At 44.3% G+C, this 18,108-nt stretch carries 16 protein-coding genes; 7 read left to right on the forward strand and 9 right to left on the reverse strand.

Going from position 1 to position 18,108, the window contains the following annotated elements; translation table 11 throughout:
- Positions 1-4 precede the first annotated feature (4 nt).
- The 3 genes from catA to ABXS85_RS10430 all read right to left on the reverse strand — a co-directional run bounded on the left by catA (position 5) and on the right by ABXS85_RS10430 (position 2,434).
- Positions 5-937, reverse strand: coding sequence for a catechol 1,2-dioxygenase (gene catA / locus ABXS85_RS10420; RefSeq protein WP_353666465.1), 933 nt, complete (start codon positions 935-937; stop codon positions 5-7).
- 84 nt (positions 938-1,021) lie between these two features.
- Positions 1,022-1,300: a muconolactone Delta-isomerase gene (catC, locus tag ABXS85_RS10425; protein WP_353666466.1), complete on the reverse strand. Its 279-nt coding sequence runs from the start codon at positions 1,298-1,300 to the stop codon at positions 1,022-1,024.
- Between the two features lie 9 nt (positions 1,301-1,309).
- Complete coding sequence (locus ABXS85_RS10430) at positions 1,310-2,434, reverse strand: muconate/chloromuconate family cycloisomerase (RefSeq protein ID WP_353666467.1); 1,125 nt, start codon at positions 2,432-2,434, stop codon at positions 1,310-1,312.
- A gap of 97 nt (positions 2,435-2,531) precedes the next feature.
- Here ABXS85_RS10430 and ABXS85_RS10435 point away from each other — a divergent pair, with 97 nt between their 5' ends.
- Positions 2,532-3,437 carry a LysR family transcriptional regulator gene (locus ABXS85_RS10435; RefSeq protein WP_353666468.1) on the forward strand — a complete coding sequence of 302 codons (906 nt, stop codon included), beginning with the start codon at positions 2,532-2,534 and terminating at the stop codon, positions 3,435-3,437.
- 14 nt (positions 3,438-3,451) lie between these two features.
- Here ABXS85_RS10435 and ABXS85_RS10440 read toward each other — a convergent pair whose 3' ends face one another.
- The gene (locus ABXS85_RS10440; RefSeq protein ID WP_353666469.1) at positions 3,452-4,231 is read right to left on the reverse strand and encodes an IclR family transcriptional regulator C-terminal domain-containing protein; all 780 of its coding nucleotides are present in this window, start codon (positions 4,229-4,231) and stop codon (positions 3,452-3,454) included.
- Positions 4,232-4,472: 241 nt separating this feature from the next.
- On the opposite strand from ABXS85_RS10440, the gene ABXS85_RS10445 reads away from it, so the two are divergent.
- The 6 genes from ABXS85_RS10445 (at position 4,473) to ABXS85_RS10470 (ending at position 11,858) form a co-directional block, all read left to right on the forward strand.
- The gene (locus tag ABXS85_RS10445) at positions 4,473-5,288 is read left to right on the forward strand and encodes a CoA transferase subunit A (RefSeq protein ID WP_353666470.1); all 816 of its coding nucleotides are present in this window, start codon (positions 4,473-4,475) and stop codon (positions 5,286-5,288) included.
- A 1-nt stretch (position 5,289) separates the two neighbouring features.
- Positions 5,290-6,108, forward strand: coding sequence for a CoA-transferase subunit beta (locus tag ABXS85_RS10450; protein ID WP_353666471.1), 819 nt, complete (start codon positions 5,290-5,292; stop codon positions 6,106-6,108).
- Positions 6,109-6,126: 18 nt separating this feature from the next.
- Positions 6,127-7,338, forward strand: a complete 1,212-nt coding sequence (pcaF, locus tag ABXS85_RS10455; protein ID WP_353666472.1) for a 3-oxoadipyl-CoA thiolase — start codon at positions 6,127-6,129, stop codon at positions 7,336-7,338.
- Positions 7,338-8,126 carry an alpha/beta fold hydrolase gene (locus tag ABXS85_RS10460; RefSeq protein WP_353666473.1) on the forward strand — a complete coding sequence of 263 codons (789 nt, stop codon included), beginning with the start codon at positions 7,338-7,340 and terminating at the stop codon, positions 8,124-8,126. Before pcaF ends, ABXS85_RS10460 begins: the two co-directional genes overlap by 1 nt.
- 141 nt (positions 8,127-8,267) lie before the next feature.
- On the forward strand, positions 8,268-9,101 hold the full coding sequence (locus tag ABXS85_RS10465) for a helix-turn-helix domain-containing protein (protein WP_353666474.1): 834 nt from the start codon (positions 8,268-8,270) through the stop codon (positions 9,099-9,101).
- A gap of 459 nt (positions 9,102-9,560) precedes the next feature.
- Complete coding sequence (locus ABXS85_RS10470; RefSeq protein WP_353666475.1) at positions 9,561-11,858, forward strand: EAL domain-containing protein; 2,298 nt, start codon at positions 9,561-9,563, stop codon at positions 11,856-11,858.
- Positions 11,859-11,978: 120 nt separating this feature from the next.
- Here ABXS85_RS10470 and greA read toward each other — a convergent pair whose 3' ends face one another.
- The 5 genes from greA to ABXS85_RS10495 all read right to left on the reverse strand — a co-directional run bounded on the left by greA (position 11,979) and on the right by ABXS85_RS10495 (position 18,099).
- Positions 11,979-12,455 carry a transcription elongation factor GreA gene (greA, locus tag ABXS85_RS10475; protein ID WP_353666476.1) on the reverse strand — a complete coding sequence of 159 codons (477 nt, stop codon included), beginning with the start codon at positions 12,453-12,455 and terminating at the stop codon, positions 11,979-11,981.
- On the reverse strand, positions 12,455-15,670 hold the full coding sequence (carB, locus tag ABXS85_RS10480; protein ID WP_353666477.1) for a carbamoyl-phosphate synthase large subunit: 3,216 nt from the start codon (positions 15,668-15,670) through the stop codon (positions 12,455-12,457). The genes greA and carB overlap by 1 nt, the downstream gene beginning before the upstream one ends.
- Positions 15,671-15,690: 20 nt before the next feature.
- Positions 15,691-16,821: a glutamine-hydrolyzing carbamoyl-phosphate synthase small subunit gene (gene carA / locus ABXS85_RS10485; protein WP_353666478.1), complete on the reverse strand. Its 1,131-nt coding sequence runs from the start codon at positions 16,819-16,821 to the stop codon at positions 15,691-15,693.
- 248 nt (positions 16,822-17,069) lie between these two features.
- Entirely contained in the window at positions 17,070-17,621 is a 552-nt protein-coding gene (locus ABXS85_RS10490; protein ID WP_353666479.1) for a DJ-1 family glyoxalase III, read from the reverse strand.
- Positions 17,622-17,637: 16 nt separating this feature from the next.
- Positions 17,638-18,099, reverse strand: coding sequence for a GNAT family N-acetyltransferase (locus tag ABXS85_RS10495; RefSeq protein WP_353666480.1), 462 nt, complete (start codon positions 18,097-18,099; stop codon positions 17,638-17,640).
- Positions 18,100-18,108: the final 9 nt, after the last annotated feature.

Below are 18,108 nucleotides of genomic sequence, written 5' to 3' on the forward strand. Positions count from 1 at the left end.
CTCTTTAAGCCATAGCTGCTCGAGCACGTACATGTTTGTCAGAGAACTCTTTTTTATCTGTTTTCAAAATTGAGATATTAAATTCAACATCCAAGTATTCGCCATCAAAACCATGCTCTGCTATTTTCCCTTTGTCGGATACAGTAGTTGCCTCAACCACTAATTCATCACGAGTTGCAAATGCAAAGTCGTCATAAGTGTACTTATCACCCGCTAGGTTAATCTGTGTCGTTAGGTGCTTGTAGCCGTCTTTTTTAGCGAAGAAGTGAATATGCGCAGGACGATTACCATGGCGACCCAGAAGACTTAATACCTTGTTGGTAGAACCTTCTGGCGGCACGCCATAACCGTTTGGCACTATGCTTCGAGCATAATAGTAACCCTTTTCATCAGTTACAACTTTACGGCGCAGGTTAAACTCACTCTGTGTTGTGTCAAAATAAGAATAAGCCCCTTTTGTATCAGCGTGCCATAGATCAACGACCGCGCCTGCAATAGGCTCACCCGTTTCTTCATCTATTACTTGTCCGTGCAACCACATACCTTGACCTGGTGTATTACCATCGTCCATACGAGTAACCGTTTGATCTTGTGGAGCACCTTCTACAAACAAAGGACCTTCGATAGTACGAGGCGTACCACCTAGCAAACCTATCTGCTCGTCTTTTGCGTCTTCACGAATGTCTAGGAAGTGATCAAAACCTAACCCTGGAGCCAACAACACGGCTTCCATATTGGTGCCTAATTCATTTAGGTAATTTACACCGTGCCAAAACTCTTCTGGTGTAAGGTCTAGGTCTTCAATCATTTGGAAAAGATCCGTTACGATTCGAGATACGATTTCCTTAACACGTGGGTTTCCGTCGTTATTATCAAAACCAGCAACTTTATGTAATAACGCTTGCACTGCTTCTGTTTGAATTGTTCTAACAGTCATTTCGTTTTCTCCGCTTTAGGGTGTCTAAAGACACTTTTATTATTTTGGTTAACAGTAGAGGATAAGAGCGACTAGCTACCCCTCTCACTTAATAGAAGATGGATGTTTGCACAAAGGCGTTACAGACATCTCCATAAACGGGTACAAAGGCAAACCAGTTAGAATGTCGTGCAATTCCGCATTGTCTTTCACATCAAAGATGCTGACATTTGCGTATTGCCCGACGATACGCCATAAATGCACCCAAACACCATCTTCTTGAAGTTTTTGCGCGTAGTTTTTTTCTTTTAACTTAATCGCTTCAAACTCTTCAGAAGGCATGTCTTTTGGAATATTTACCGTCATCTCAACTTTAAAAAGCATGGTTTTACCTCATTGATTTTTACGCTGATACTCAGCCAATTTGAGCTCATCTAATTCAATGCCAAGTCCTGGCAAATTTGGAACATCCACCCCATTGTTGTGATAACGCAGTGGTTGCTTGATGATGTCATCTTGTAATAACAGGGGCCCAAACATCTCACTACCCCAACGCAATGATGGCAATGTGGACCAAGCATGAATGGCTACCGCCGTTCCGATAGAACCCTCTAGTAACGTGCCGCCATATAAACCAAGGCCTGCACTTTCTGATGCAACAGCCGCATCTAACGCGGCAATGGGGCCACCAGCTTTGGCAATTTTTAGTGCAATACCACCGTTAAAACCTTGCTTAGCAAACTGAAAAACGTCTTTCGCATCAGCTACGCCTTCATCTGCAAGAATTGGGATTTGGAATTTGTTAGACAAACGCACAAGCGTATCAATATCCTGTGCTGGTGTTGGTTGTTCTACGAGATCAACCCCAGCTTCTTGTAACGCCGCCATACCTTTAACTGCCGTAGCTTCGTCCCAAGCTTGGTTTACATCCACTCGAACACTTGCACTGTTACCCAAGGCTGCTTTAATGGCTGCAACATGAGCAACATCTTCTTCTACGGGGCGCGAACCAATTTTTAATTTGAAGTCACAGTGACGACCTACAGCAATCAGCTCTTTTGCTTCTGCAATGTCTTTTTCTGTATTGCCAGACGCCAATACCCACAAGCATGGAATATGCTTGTGCACAGCACCGCCAAGCAAGCCTGAAACAGGCACGCCAAGATGCTTACCCTGCAAATCTAGAAGTGCTGTTTGTAATGCGGATTTGGCTATCATGTTACCTTTGACGGCCATATTTAAGCGCTGCATCAAGTAACGCACACTGTCTGTAGACTCACCAATTAATAGTGGTGCTAAATAGCGATCAATGTTTGTTTTGATACTTTCTGGGCTTTCTGGACCATAAGCTAGGCCACCAATGGTCGTGCCTTCACCAATTCCTTCTTGACCTTGGTCGTCTTTGAGACGAACAATCACCATGGTTTGTACTGCCATGGAAGTCATAGACAGCTTGTGAGGGCGAATAGTGGGAATATCCACTAGTAAAGTTTCAATATGTGTAATCTTCGGTGTCATTCTAAGATGCGTCCGTTATTGTTTTTTCCTACACTAGGCCTTGATTTAATCGAGTACCAATATCAAATTAGTAAATAGCAATACCTAGGAGGTATGGATGGAGTTAAGGCACTTACGATATTTTTGCGCTGTCGCGGAGGAAAAAAACCTTACGCGAGCGGCTGAAAAGCTGTATATCGCACAACCGCCACTCACTCGTCAGATCAAACAATTAGAAGAGGATATCGGCGCTCAGCTCTTTATTCGTCACGCTCGAGGGCTCACTCTTACGCCTGCGGGTGAGTACTTTTGGCAACACGCCAAAGCCATTCTTGAGAAAGCCGATGTGGCAATAGAAAACACTCGCCGCCTGTCCGAACAACAAAAAACGACGTTTGGAATTGGCTTCGTCCCTTCCGTGTTTTATGGACAACTTACCATCCTAGTTCGTGATCTACGTCAAAAAACAGAATCGGAAATTCAGTTACACGACTTGAAAACGGGTGAACAAATTGAAGCACTCAAGACGGGAAAAATTGATGTTGGCTTTGGTCGACTGTTAATCCCTGATGAACATATTGAGCAAACCGTCCTTTTTCAGGAACCCATGCTCGCCGTACTTCCAGCAGACCACCCTCTAGCACACGAGGAAACCACTTTAGAGGAATTAGCCAAGCTCCCCATGGTGGTTTATCCAAAGAATAATCCAGCGACCCCAACCTTTGCCGATATCTGCACTTCCCTCTTTACCAGCAGAGGACTAAAAATCCATGTATCTCAGCAGGTAAATGATCTACAAACAGCACTGGGGTTAGTAGCATCAGAAATGGGCTTTGCACTGGTATCGGAACAAGTGAAGCAGATTAGCCGTAAGGATGTTGCATTCGTTCCCTTAAAAGACAAATCCATTACTTGCCCTGTCATCTTTAGTCGCCGCAAAAACGAGACAGGGCCAATGCTGGACTTAACCATGAAGATTCTAGAAGAGCTTGTCGACAATCGTTTAAATGGGCGCTTTTCCTAACTTTTAAGAAGTGGCTATTTGGTATGCAAACGAATTTGTTCCGCCGCTTCTTTTAAGACTGGCAAGCATTCTTCAATTAAAGCTTTAGAGCTCACGCGTGACGCATTGGTACTTAAGTTAATGGCGCCTAATACTTCCCCGCTGTAGGTGACAGCAGGCAGAGCTAACGAGCGAAGACCTAAATCCAACTCCTGATCGACTATGCAAAATCCTTGCTCTTTGACTTGCTCAAGCATGGTTTCAAAGTGAGTAAGGTCAGTAATGCTATGTTCTGTATAAGCTTCAAGCTTAAGTGTCTTAAGAAACGCTTGTTTCTCCTTTGTCGACAACATGGCAACCAACATTCGACCCATTGAAGTGTAAGCGGCAGGTAAGCGAGTCCCAACATTAAGAGAGATCGACATAAGACGATGAGCAGCAGGAGAACGAACCACATACATAACATCTTGCTGATCCAAAATGCCTAATGACGACGACTCACCCAATCGAGCGGTAACATCACACAGGTAATGTTCAACCACATTCAAGTAATCGTTTGTTTCACCGTAAGCAGAACTTAACCCCAGAACCTTGGGGGTCAAAGTAAACTGTCGACCATCGCGATGAATGTACCCCAAAGAATGTAATGTCAGTAAAAAGCGCCTCGCTTTTGCACGATCCATTCCAGTTTGTTCAGCGACTTCGGATAGTGTCATCGCTTTGTGGGTAGAATCGAAAGCCATTAACACATCCAAACCAGCTGCTAACGCACCGACATAGTCTCGATGATCTGGAGACAACTTCTCATCACTCATTCTTCGTTTTTCCATCCGTTTATTTATTCCACCATTATTTCTGATTCAATCTTTAGCCGCCACAAGAATCGTCTTTAAACATACGCTTTTATGGCCTGATGTTGGTTTATTCTCACTGCCTCACACTTTTATTTCTAAAATTTTTATCGGGTAAAACTTGACCAACACATCCTCTATGAATTATTTTGTTCGCATTACGTATTTATGTTCGTATTACAAACAAAATAACCCAGAGGCAAAAATGACGCAATTCATGACATTAAGCGAAGCCATTGCCACGCAAGTGCAAGATGGCGATTCCCTCGCTCTAGAAGGTTTTACCCACTTAATTCCATTTGCAGCAGGACACGAAATCATTCGCCAGCAGCGAAAAGATTTGACCTTAATGCGCATGACACCAGACGTGATTTATGACCAACTTGTTGGTGCTGGCTGTGTAAAAAAATTGATTTTTTCTTGGGGTGGCAACCCAGGTGTTGGCTCGCTTCATCGCGTACGCGATGCTATTGAACAGGATTACCCTCGCCCTCTAGAAACGGTGGAACACAGTCATGCCGCTATGGCAAATGCCTATGAAGCAGGTGCTGCAGGTTTGCCAATGGCAGTATTTCGCGGTTATGTCGGCAGTGAATTACCACAAGTTAATAAAGATATTGCTTCTGTTACTTGCCCATTCACAGGTGAACAATTGGCAGCCGTGCCTGCTATCAAGCCAGATGTTGGCATTATTCATGCGCAAAAAGCAGACCGCGCGGGCAACGTACTGATCGAAGGTATCGTGGGCGTGCAAAAAGAAGTGGTATTGGCGGCGAAGCGAAGTATTGTTACGGTTGAAGAAATTGTCGATTCTCTCGAAGCCACACCGAATGCCTGCGTTCTGCCAGCATGGACGATTGATGTCGTCGCTGTTGTAAAAGGCGGAGCTCACCCTTCTTACGCACAAGGTTACTACCCAAGAGACAACAACTACTACAAGCAATGGGATGCCATTAGCCGTGATCGCGATAGCTTCAACCAATGGTTAGATTCACACGTTTTTGCCAAAGGAGACGCATAACATGACTACTTCTCAAAAGGTTCAATACACTCCTGCAGAAATGATGACGATTACCGCTGCGCGAGCGCTTACGAGCGACATGACTTGTTTTGTTGGCATAGGATTACCAAGCGAAGCCGCTAACGTGGCGCGTATGACACATGCACCTGATGTCACTCTGATTTATGAATCTGGTACGGTACAAACCAAACCAGATGTGCTGCCACTTTCGATCGGTGACGGTGAATTGTGCGAATCAGCACTAACCACTGTATCGGTTCCAGAAATGTTTCGTTATTGGTTACAAGGTGGTCATATCGACGTTGGCTTCTTGGGTACCGCACAAATTGACCGTTTTGCCAACCTAAACACAACGGTTATCGCTGCCAATCACCCAGAAGATGGGAAAAATGGTTCTCATAGTTACGCGAACCCAAAAGTACGTTTACCGGGTGGTGGCGGTGCTCCAGAAATTTCCACCAATGCCAAAGAAGTGTTTATCACGGTCAAACACTCAAAACGCACTTTCGTAAAAGAAGTGGATTTTGTAACGACAATTGGCTTTGGACGTGATGGTAAAGGCCGCGACAGCGTCCCAAATATTGGCAAGGGCCCAAGCGTTGTAATTACAGACTTATGTATTCTAAAGCCGGATCCTGCCACGAAAGAACTGGTTGTGACTAGCCTTCACCCGGGGGTTACTCGTGAGCAAGTGATTGAGGCAACAGGATGGGACATTTTGTTTGCAAAAGATCTTGCAACAACACCAGAACCATCAGAGAAAGAACTCACCGTTCTTAGAGAGTTGAAAGAACGTACTGCGAAAGCACACAGTGCTTAACCATCTGGGAGAGTTAAAATGAGTTCAGTATACATTTGTCACCCTAAACGTTCTGCCATTGGTCGTTACGGTGGTGCATTAGCCGCGATTCGTCCCGATGACTTATTAGCGCAAGTCATTCAAGCAGTGCTTGCTGAAGCAAAGCAGCTTGATCCAACGGCCATCGATGATGCAATTTTTGGTTGTGCCAACCAATCCGGAGAAGACAACCGTAATGTGGGTCGTATGGCTACCTTGCTATCCGGTATGCCAGATAGCGTTTCCGCAACAACGATTAACCGTTTATGTGGCTCTGGTATGGATGCTGTTGGCGCGGCGTTTCGTGCAATCAAAGCCGACGAAGCCGATTTAATTCTTGCTGGCGGTGTTGAGTCTATGTCTCGCGCTCCCTTCGTCATGGGCAAGCCAACCCAAGCATTTGATCGCCAACAAAAGATCGAAGATACGACAATGGGATGGCGTTTTATCAACCCAGAACTGCAGCGCTTGTATGGCACAGAAACCATGCCAGAAACCGCTGAAAATGTTGCCGAACGCTATCAGATTTCGCGCCAAGAACAAGACGCTTTTGCTCTAGGATCACAACATAAAGCCAGTCATGCGCAACGTCTTGGTCGTTTTGCTGAAGAGATTACACCAATCACCATCACACCAAAACGCGGTGAGCCTATTGTTGTCGATCAGGACGAACACATTCGTGCCAGTACGACACTAGAAGGTCTTGCGAAATTGAAAGCACCATTTCGTCAGAATGGCTCCGTCACTGCGGGGAATGCTTCAGGCATTAATGATGGCGCGGCAGCCATGCTTATTGCTAACGAAGACGCCGTGAAAAAACACCAACTAGAGCCATTAGCCAAAATTATTGGAATGGCAACAGCTGGTGTTGAGCCAAGAGTAATGGGTATTGGCCCTGTTCCAGCGGTGCAGAAACTTCTTAAACGTACAGGAATTAGTCTTGACGAGATTGATGTGATCGAGCTAAACGAAGCTTTTGCAGCTCAAGGTTTAGCCTGCATGAAAGAGCTTGGTCTTGCCATTGAAGATACGCGAATCAACCCGAATGGTGGCGCCATTGCTTTAGGCCACCCTCTCGGTATGTCGGGTGCTCGTCTGTTACAATCAGCGGCTCTTCAACTCAAGCGAACCCAAGGTCGATATGCCTTGTGCACTATGTGTATTGGTGTGGGTCAAGGCATCGCAATGTTAATCGAGCGGAGCGATATCTAATGAGCAAAAACCTATTGAATCAACTGTTTTTTAGTATCGAAGGGAATGCTAATAACCCTGCGATTGTGCTTGGTCATCCACTTGGCATGAATTTAACTGTGTGGGATCCTGTACTACCTTATTTAATCGAGAACTTTCGAGTCATTCGGTGGGATCTACCGGGACACGGCTTGAGCCCTGCGATAGACAAGACTATCACTTCATTGCATCTAGATGCACTGGTTGAACCCCTCTTAGCAGAGTGCGATTCACTCGGTATTGAGCGCTTCCATTATGTTGGTACTTCTATTGGCGGCATGATTGGTCAGCAGCTTATCAGCGAGCACAGCAACCGATTATTGAGTGCGACACTCACCAACACCGGCGCTCAGATAGGCACCAGCGAAGCATGGTTGTCTCGACAGCAAACCGTTGCGGAATCTGGTTTATCGGAACTGGCCTGCACCTTTGTTACTCGCTGGTTTAGTGAAAAAAGCGTACACCATCAACCAGAAATCAAAATTCATTGGGAAAATCAGCTTTCTCAAGTAGATGACTACAGTTATGGCTTATTGTGCGCATGGTTAGCAGAAATGGATATGACATCGGCCTTGTCTTCTTATAAAAAAGACCTTCCGATACAACTCCTAGGTGGCACCAAAGATATCGCAACCACACCAGAGCTAATGCAAATACTGGCTAATCTCCTTGAGCTAGAAAATGTCATTTTACTAGAAGAAGTTGGCCATGTGCCTTCAATAGAAAGTCCAGAAAAGCTAGGCAATGCCATAGTGAGTTTCATAAAGTAATTTGAAAACTAATTGAAGAATAGAACCAAACGCCTATCGCCCTTAATAATTCGATAGGTGTTCCATGAGTTCAACCTATTCCTTAATCAGAATAACAAAGATGTCAGGACATAATTCCATGTCATCAAATAGGTTATCTTTATGTCAAATGAAAAACGCCATCATCAACTCGTTCAGTCCAAACAACCTTGGTTTGTACTGAGTTGCAAGGATACTTATTTTATTCGCCCTTCGAAAAACAGTCTTATTTCTCATTGTTACAGCTTCAAAGCAAAATCTGACTTAACACAAAGTTACGCCATTCCAGATGGCTGTATTGATTTACTGTTTGACTGCACAGAAAGTCAAACAAAGGCTTTGGTCTGTGGCACCCCATTAAAAGCACAAGTCACACCATTCAAAGCGAATCATAAGTATTTCGGTGTGAGGTTTGCCGCCGGTTTCATTCCAGATAAAATAGCGATCGCTCCTAAGGAGCTTGTCAATCAACAATTCGAGTTACTTGAGGCAATCCCCAAAGCCTCCGCAATGATTGACATGCTTGTCAATGAATCAGACTTTATTAAACAAACCGATTTGATAGCAGAATACTTTGGCGATAGCCATGTTTCAAAAAGTTCACACGTCAGCTACCAAGCAGCACTTTATATCAGGCAGAAAAGCGGTAACGTTCGGCTCGCAGAGCTCGAATCACTGACTGGTGTAACGGCTCGAACACTGCAAAGAAAATTCAAGCAAGACTTTGGTCTGTCACCAAAATCATTTTGTCGTATTATTCGCTTTCAATCGGCTCTATTCTCAATCAACCATCATAATGATACGTGTTTTTCTGATTTAGCTTGTATTTTAGGCTTCAGCGACCAACCTCATTTTCTCAGAGAATTTAAACGCTTAATCAATGCCACTCCCGTCCAATATCACCACAATGTCAACAAAGAGTCTTATCGAAGAAGAATTCGCTACTTTCAGCCTTAATAAAGCTATTTTAAAACACAGGATGACTGCAATTTATACACAGTAGTATGACGGCATATTTCTCACCAACAGATACTTTAGAGAAGATATGAACAGAGCAAACTGCTCCTGCGCTGCCCTAGACCCATTCTGCGAATCTCAGAGAACTTACCAAGCAACAAGATAGAAGGTAAAAATAATAAGCTACCACTAAAGCAAATAACAGGTGACAAACAAAGCATTACACAAACACATCAGAAGCAAACCAAACAAAGTGGTTGCTCATAGTCTAAGCTTTTATAGTTAGCTCTCACCATAAAAGCTCAGCTTTTAAAGTGACACTATGATGCTAGAAGCTCTCTCATAATAAGACCTATGCTTCCGAGAAATGACAGTGAAGATGCCCGAAAATAGTCGCATCACATTTCTATTCCGTCACGTGTGTCGTGTATTCAATTGATCATTCTGTGCGAGGCTTGAATGACTTTACTCAAAAAAAATATCTGGGCAGCCTTCTATCTAACTGCCGTCATTTGGCTGATGTTTTTCACTGGGGCAAGTTTCGTCAGTTATCAAACTGTCCAAGAAGAGTACACATCCGAACAAAAAAAACTAATGTCACTGGCAGCTAACTCAATTCAATCCACCTTACGTCAGTATGAAGTATTACTTGACCTGATAGCGAAAGAAGTCATTGTTTACGATTTATTATCAGACAAAGAGACAATTCAAAAAATCATGGATGCCGTTGTGGAAGTTGACCAGTCCATGCTTGGCGTGGGTCTTTTTCTGCCAAATGGCAATGTCTATGTTGCTTCCTCCGGCGTCAAACTTCCTACAAATTTTAATCTACTTTCTCAGCCTGAAAATCGTGACAGCTTCGAGCAAACATTAAGAAGTAACAAGATGGTACTAGGCCGGACATATCAAAGTGAAGTATTAAAAACCATCGCGTTTCCGCTTCGCAAATCCATTTTTGATGCAGATAATAATGCTCTGTTTGTATTATCTACTGTAATCAACATCCCGAAAGGCTTCAGCTTTTTCTTAGAAAACAAAACACACCATAATCACAATGACCTCTACATTTATCGAGGCAGAGATAATTATTTTCAGTTAGTCATTTCGCAAAATCCTGTCAATCCTGACATATACAATTATCAAATTCCACAAGCCAATATTGACCAAGCTTTTCGTTCGCTAGAACAAAATGAGGGGCTGAGTATAGAAGACATCAAAGCAAACGAATTAGAAGTTATTTCCACCAGTATGCAAGCAGGGTCAAATACTCAAACCGTAAGCCGCTACTTGTCCAAATACGATTTATGGGTAGAGCTTAAATTGAATAATCGTTATGTTATGGGGTTGTTCTTCAAAGAACTCCAGATCCTCATTGGCATTTTTGCAGGCTCTTTACTGCTGATTTATTTGCTGTTCAGAGGTATTGCCAACAATGAAAAACGCATTAAAGATGCCTTAGAACATCAGGCCAATCATGATTATCTGACCGGACTCAACAATCGGTTTTATTTGGATCAACAACTGCTCTCAATGAAAAAAGGCAAACTGTATTATCTTATTTTCATCGATTTAGACAATTTCAAAGCCATTAACGATGGTTATGGTCATGAGGTAGGTGATAAGGTACTTTGCCTTGTGGCCGAAAGACTGCAATCCTTGGTCAGCCCACAAGATGTTTTGGTACGCTATAGTGGCGACGAGTTCATCATCATTGTGTTTAACAAAAATGAAAAAACTACCCACTTCTTCTGCAAAGCCATTCAAAGTAATTTGGCTTTACCGGCTACGATTGGCGATTTTCGCTTTGTATTAAGTGCCAGCATTGGAGTCGCTGCTTTTCCTGACGATGGACACAATCTGGATGAACTGAAACGCTTCGCCGATCTAGCAATGTATGAAGCAAAAAAAACACGCAATACCATCACCTTCTTTCGCGAAGATTTCAAACAAGCTTACAATTATCGCTCGCAACTGGAACAAGAGCTCAAGAAAGCCTTATTACAGAATGAAATGTACATGATGTATCAGCCACAAATGAGTTTTGATGGCAGTTCTTTTGGCGTAGAAGCTCTGGTGCGCTGGGAAAACAAATTACTAGGATCTGTACCGCCAGATAAATTCATTCCTGTTGCAGAAGCTTGTGGCCTCATGCTGCCAATCGGCGAATTTATCATCGACCAAACCTTTAAGGACATGATAGAGATTCAAAAAGAAACGAAGTTACCCGTTACTGTCTCAATCAATATTTCAGTTCGTCAATTCCAGCATAATGAATTTTTCGATAGGTTGATAGAATTGATAGAAAAGCACTCATTTATCTATATTGAACTAGTGCTTGAGGTCACAGAAAACCTCTTTATTGACGATGTCATTGGCATTCAAAATTTAATGAATAAAATTCGCGATAAAGGCATTCGCATTTCCCTAGACGATTTCGGCACAGGTTATTCTTCTCTGAGTTTATTGAATCAATTGCCAATCGATGAGCTCAAAATAGATAAGAGTTTTGTCGATGACATCACCACCAACAGCAACACTCTAGCCATGGTCGAGGGAATCATTGCCATTGCTCGAAGATTGAATATCATCACAGTGGTAGAAGGCGTGGAAACGGAAGAGCAAAGACAAATTCTGGCCGATTTACATTGTGATATTTTCCAAGGCTATCACTTCTCAAAACCATTAAAAATACATGATCTTAAAAAGTTCATCACCTCAAATACAAACCTGTTAAGTGTCACCAATCAAAAAGCATAGGAGACAGCCTTACTCTACAAAAGTAGCGCCTTTTCATTCTATGGCTCTGCTTTCTCATGCCAGCACAAAAAAACCACCCAATGTTTGGGTGGTTTTTATTATCCAATGCCTTAATACAACTTATATGTATTCGACTTTTTCGATCTCGTAGACAGCTTCGCCACTTGGTATCTTAACCGACACTTCGTCACCTTCTTGCTTACCAATAATGGCCTTGGCAATCGGTGAAGCATAAGAGATTTTCTTCTCTTTTACGTCCGCTTCATCATCACCTACGATCTGATAAGTCACCGTACCTTCTGTGTCCACATTGTATAAAGTCACTGTTGTACCAAATACCACTTTACCAGTCGCCGTCATCGACTTTACATCGATCACTTGAGAATCCGCCAGTTTGCCTTCAATCTCTTTAATGCGACCTTCTGTAAAGCCCTGCTCTTCTCGAGCAGCATGATATTCTGCGTTTTCTTTCAAGTCACCGTGCTCACGAGCTTCAGCAATGTCTGCTATCACTCGTGGACGCACAACACTTTTCAGATGGTTCAGCTCTTCTCTTAAACGAGCTTCCCCTTCAACTGTCATTGGAACTTTATTCATTATTTCCCCAAGTGCAAATCTTGTAATCTTCTGACTTTGGTTTCACCAGTTAAACCAATTGCTAAACTTGTCGCCTCAGCGCCAGCCAATGTTGTAGTGTAACAAACCTTGCGCTGTAATGCTGTACGACGTATCAAAGAAGAATCCGTGATCGCCTGTGTACCTGAAGTGGTGTTAATGATGTAATCAATTTCGCCATTTTTCATCATATCAACGATATGCGGACGACCTTCATTCACCTTATTCACCTTACGTACATCGACACCTTGTTCAGTTAGATATTTCGCCGTACCTTCAGTGCCCACTAGATCAAACCCTTGCTCTGCTAAACGACGAGCCACAGCAACCGCGCCTTCTTTGTCCATATCACGAACACTGATAAAAGCACGCCCAGACGTTGGCAACACAGTACCACCACCCAATACAGCTTTACCAAAGGCTTCAGGGAAACTGTCCCCAACCCCCATGACTTCACCTGTGGATTTCATTTCAGGACCAAGAATTGGGTCTACGCCCTGGAACTTATTGAATGGGAACACGGCTTCTTTCACGCTGTAGTAAGAAGGAATAATTTCCTCAGTGAAACCCAATTCTGTCAAGCTCTTACCCGCCATCACTAAGGCAGCGACCTGTGCCAAGGAACGACCAATACACTTAGACACGAATGGTACGGTACGTGAGGCACGTGGATTCACTTCAATAACGTAAATCTCACCATCTTGCACCGCTAACTGAGTGTTCATTAGACCCACTACACCCAATTCCAACGCCATCTTCTTAATCATGCCGCGGATTTGGTCTTGGATGTCGGCTGACAAAGAGTAAGGAGGCAAAGAACACGCTGAATCTCCAGAGTGAACACCCGCTTGCTCGATGTGCTGCATGATACCGCCAATCACCACTTGCTCACCATCAGACACACAATCTATGTCAATTTCGATGGCTGCGTTTAAAAAGTGGTCCAACAATACTGGGCTGTCATTCGAGACTTTCACCGCTGTTGTCATATAACGCGTCAATTCTTTCTCGTTATAGACGATTTCCATTGCGCGGCCACCCAATACGTAAGAAGGACGAACCACTAACGGATAACCTATCTCTGCCGCTTTAACAATAGCTTGCTCGGTTGAGCGTACCGTTGCGTTTTTCGGTTGTTTGTAACCAAGACGCTGAATCATGCTTTGGAAACGCTCACGGTCTTCAGCACGGTCAATGGCTTCTGGCGATGTACCAATAATTGGCACACCTTCGTTTTGCAAAGCGCGGGCAATCTTCAACGGCGTTTGACCACCAAACTGAACGATCACACCTTTTGGCTGCTCTGTACGTACGATTTCCAATACGTCTTCCAAAGTCACTGGCTCAAAGTACAAACGATCTGAGGTATCATAGTCAGTGGATACGGTTTCTGGGTTACAGTTCACCATGATGGTTTCGTAACCATCATCACGCAAACCTAATGCCGCATGAACACAGCAATAATCAAACTCGATGCCTTGACCGATACGATTTGGACCACCACCAAGAATGATCACCTTGTCTTTATCACTTGGTGCCGCTTCACATTCGTCTTCATACGAAGAGTACATGTAGGCCGTGTTCGTCGCGAACTCAGCCGCACAGGTATCCACACGCTTGTAAACCGGATGTACATTTAGCAAGTAACGACGCTCACGCAGAGATTTTTCAGTGACTTGTAACAAAGACGCCAAACGGGCATCAGAAAATCCTTTACGCTTGAGACGACGCATCACATCATGAGTCATATACGCCAGACCTTTGTCCGCTAGCGCCATTTCTTCTTTGATAATGTCTTCAATCTGCACCAAGAACCAAGGATCAACCCCAGTTACTGCATACAATTCATCAACCGTCATACCAGCTCGGAAAGCGTCACCTATGTACCAGATACGATCTGCGCCGGGTGATTGCAGCTCATGAGTCAATTTTTCTTTGCTGTTTTCTTCGGCCAGATCCAACTGAGGATTAAAGCCGTCAGAACCAGTTTCCAAGCCTCGCAAGGCTTTTTGCATGGACTCTTGGAAGTTACGGCCAATCGCCATGACCTCACCCACTGACTTCATCTGTGTGGTCAAACGGTCGTTAGCACTCGGGAACTTCTCAAAAGTGAAGCGTGGAATTTTCGTCACAACGTAATCAATGGCAGGCTCAAAGCTGGCTGGTGTTTGTCCACCCGTGATGTCGTTCTGCAATTCATCTAAGGTGTAACCAATCGCCAATTTGGCGGCAATTTTCGCAATCGGGAAACCCGTTGCTTTTGATGCTAAAGCCGAAGAACGCGATACACGAGGGTTCATCTCAATGACCACCAAACGCCCCGTTTTCGGATCCATACCAAATTGTACGTTCGAACCACCAGTTTCTACACCGATTTCACGCAATACTGCCAAAGAGGCATTACGCATAATTTGATATTCTTTGTCCGTCAGAGTTTGCGCAGGTGCCACGGTAATAGAGTCCCCTGTATGAACTCCCATGGCATCGAAATTCTCAATGGCACAAACGATAATACAGTTATCGTTTTTGTCACGTACCACTTCCATTTCGTACTCTTTCCAACCGATCAAAGACTCATCGATTAACAATTCGTTGGTTGGAGATAAATCCAAACCTCGAGTACAAATTTCCTCAAACTCTTCCATGTTATAAGCGATACCACCACCAGTACCACCCATAGTGAAAGAAGGACGAATAATACAAGGGAAGCCCACTTCACTTTGTACTTTCAGTGCCTCTTCCATATTGTGAGCGATACCCGCACGAGGACACTCTAGGCCGATCGACTTCATCGCTTCATCAAAACGATGACGGTCTTCCGCTTTATCGATAGCATCGGCAGTCGCGCCTATCATTTCCACACCGTATTTTGCCAATACGCCATGACGCTCAAGGTCCAAGGCACAGTTCAGTGCAGTTTGTCCGCCCATGGTTGGCAATACGGCGTCTGGGCGCTCTTTCTCAATAATTTTCTCAACGGTTTTCCATTCAATCGGCTCGATATAAGTGGCATCGGCCATCACTGGATCGGTCATGATGGTGGCTGGGTTAGAGTTCACCAAAATAACGCGGAAGCCTTCTTCACGCAGCGCTTTACAAGCTTGCGCGCCAGAATAGTCAAACTCACAGGCTTGACCGATGACAATTGGGCCGGCACCTAAAATTAAGACGCTTTTTATGTCAGTACGTTTTGGCATAATCTTTCGTTCCGCTCCTTTTAGGCTTTTGAGGCTTTGATGTTGTCAATAAATTGATCGAACAAAGGCGCAACGTCATGTGGCCCTGGGCTCGCTTCTGGGTGACCTTGGAAGCTGAATGCTTTTTTATCGGTTCGACTAATGCCCTGTAAAGAGCCATCAAACAAAGACTTGTGGGTCATTACCACATTAGCAGGCAAACTGTCTTCATCCACTGCAAAGCCGTGGTTTTGGCTGGTAATCATCACAGTGCCTTGTTTGATGTCTTGAACTGGATGGTTGGCACCGTGGTGACCAAACTTCATTTTCTTCGTCTTAGCGCCACTGGCCAATGCCAACAATTGGTGACCAAGGCAGATACCGAATACAGGAATCTCCGTTTCTAGAATTGCTTTAATAGCCGCAATCGCGTAATCGCATGGCTCTGGGTCACCAGGGCCATTCGACAGGAAAATGCCATCTGGATTCAAAGCTAAAACGTCACTTGCCGGCGTTTGGGCAGGTACGACTGTTAAGCGGCAACCACGCTCAACAAGCATACGTAAAATGTTTCGTTTCACACCGAAATCATAGGCAACAACATGAAATTCGGCGTTGTCTGGTGTCGTGTGACCTTTCACTAGATCCCAAGTAGACTCAGTCCAATGGTAAGTGTCTTGTACCGTCACTTCTTTGGCCAAATCCATTCCTTTGAGACCGGGGAAGGCACGTGCCGCGGCAATGGCTTCTTCTTCATTGATGTTTTCACCAGCCATGATACAACCCGCTTGCGCCCCTTTTTCACGGAGAATACGAGTAAGCTTACGGGTATCAATGTCGGCAATACCGACTACACCTTTACGTTCTAGGTAAGCTGATAAGGTTTCTTCTTTACGCCAACTGCTGGCCAGTAAAGGCAGGTCTCGAATAATTAAGCCCGAGCACCACACTTGATTGGATTCTTCATCTTCTGAGTTGACACCAGTATTACCAATATGTGGGTATGTCAGAGTGACCATTTGTCGAGCGTAGGAAGGATCAGTAAGAATTTCTTGATAACCAGTCATAGAGGTGTTGAATACCACCTCCGCGGTTGAGGAGCCATTCGCTCCGATCGACACGCCTTTGAATATTGTGCCGTCTTCCAGAGCTAGAATCGCTGATGTTGCCAAAGGAACCTCCCATTTAGAGCCTATCAGGTTGCAAAAAAGCGAGACAAGCCGGCGGCCCATCTCGCTTTTTCGTAATTGCGTTTTTGCCGTCTATTCATCTCTTTTGCCAAGATGAATCTCGCGTTCAAAAAATCTGCCTAATTCTACTCTTATCTGCCCAGATCGTCCACCTAAGATTGGACTGGAAAGGGCGAAAAAAAGCCTATTTTCATGCTTTTTAACTAACCCTTTGGTCAGGAATATTTTTCCTAGCAAAGTAAGCCATCGGCTACTTTTTGCGCTACCTCGTAACCTTTCAAATTGGCCAATAAGGTAAGAGCAAATACCATGGAAACTGCTGGACCTTTTGCCGTTAAAACATTGCCATCCATAACCACAGGCTCATCGGCAATGCATTCGGCTCCAATTAAGCCAGTTTCAAAGCCAGGATAACAAGTTGCTTGCTTGTCCACTACAAAACCATGTGTACCAAATACAACCGCTGGCGAAGCACAAATCGCGGCTAACAAAGCATCCTGAATATCGTGTTTCTCCAACATATCAATCAAAATTTGGCTGTCGCGCAAATGCTCAGCCCCAGGCATACCTCCGGGTAGGGCAATAGCGTCAAACATGTGTTCAGATTGCTCACTAATCAAGCAATCGGCCACCAAACCACAGCCATTCGATAAGGTCACTTTTACATCATCATGCACACTGGCGACCGTCACCCTTATGCCACCACGGCGTAACACATCAATTATGGTGATGGTTTCAATGTCTTCGCTACCATTCGCAACGGGAACCAATACTTTGGTCATGCTTTCTTCCTCAAGATTATTTGACTCTGTTTAAAGTATATAAACAAGCCGCCTCTCTGCCCGCTGCCGTCTTGTAATAATTTTGACGACGTCCAACCAGTTCAAAACCCAAGCTCTCATACAAACGTATCGCCTCCACATTGGATTCGCGTACCTCCAATAAGAACTCTTTTACCCCTTTGCTTGTCAATTCTTGCAACCAATTTAATGTCATAGCTTTGGCTAAGCCCTGACGACGCGCACTCTGATCTACCACAATTAATTCTAACTCCGATTGATCAACCGCCCGCGAGGCGGTCAGCCAAGCAGCAATGGCTTGCGGGTTTTGTGCCTCACATACCACCCAATTTAAACGCACTGCCAAAGCATCTGAAATCAATGTTTTCCCCCAAGGGTAAGGGTTTGATTGTGTGTCCAAACGCTCTAAACCTAATACGTCGGATTCAACAGCGGGACGAATCAAGTAGGTTGAATTCATAAGGGTAAC

The organism is Marinomonas sp. THO17 (assembly GCF_040436405.1).
Taxonomy (GTDB): Bacteria; Pseudomonadota; Gammaproteobacteria; order Pseudomonadales; family Marinomonadaceae; genus Marinomonas.

Bases quoted from the DNA above. Each gene is read 5' to 3' on its own strand.
- catA (WP_353666465.1), bottom strand. From the start codon at position 937: ATGACTGTTAGAACAATTCAAACAGAAGCAGTGCAAGCGTTATTACAT.
- catC (WP_353666466.1), bottom strand. From the start codon at position 1,300: ATGCTTTTTAAAGTTGAGATGACGGTAAATATTCCAAAAGACATGCCT.
- ABXS85_RS10430 (WP_353666467.1), bottom strand. From the start codon at position 2,434: ATGACACCGAAGATTACACATATTGAAACTTTACTAGTGGATATTCCC.
- ABXS85_RS10435 (WP_353666468.1), top strand. From the start codon at position 2,532: ATGGAGTTAAGGCACTTACGATATTTTTGCGCTGTCGCGGAGGAAAAA.
- ABXS85_RS10440 (WP_353666469.1), bottom strand. From the start codon at position 4,231: ATGAGTGATGAGAAGTTGTCTCCAGATCATCGAGACTATGTCGGTGCG.
- ABXS85_RS10445 (WP_353666470.1), top strand. From the start codon at position 4,473: ATGACGCAATTCATGACATTAAGCGAAGCCATTGCCACGCAAGTGCAA.
- ABXS85_RS10450 (WP_353666471.1), top strand. From the start codon at position 5,290: ATGACTACTTCTCAAAAGGTTCAATACACTCCTGCAGAAATGATGACG.
- pcaF (WP_353666472.1), top strand. From the start codon at position 6,127: ATGAGTTCAGTATACATTTGTCACCCTAAACGTTCTGCCATTGGTCGT.
- ABXS85_RS10460 (WP_353666473.1), top strand. From the start codon at position 7,338: ATGAGCAAAAACCTATTGAATCAACTGTTTTTTAGTATCGAAGGGAAT.
- ABXS85_RS10465 (WP_353666474.1), top strand. From the start codon at position 8,268: ATGTCAAATGAAAAACGCCATCATCAACTCGTTCAGTCCAAACAACCT.
- ABXS85_RS10470 (WP_353666475.1), top strand. From the start codon at position 9,561: ATGACTTTACTCAAAAAAAATATCTGGGCAGCCTTCTATCTAACTGCC.
- greA (WP_353666476.1), bottom strand. From the start codon at position 12,455: ATGAATAAAGTTCCAATGACAGTTGAAGGGGAAGCTCGTTTAAGAGAA.
- carB (WP_353666477.1), bottom strand. From the start codon at position 15,670: ATGCCAAAACGTACTGACATAAAAAGCGTCTTAATTTTAGGTGCCGGC.
- ABXS85_RS10490 (WP_353666479.1), bottom strand. From the start codon at position 17,621: ATGACCAAAGTATTGGTTCCCGTTGCGAATGGTAGCGAAGACATTGAA.
- ABXS85_RS10495 (WP_353666480.1), bottom strand. From the start codon at position 18,099: ATGAATTCAACCTACTTGATTCGTCCCGCTGTTGAATCCGACGTATTA.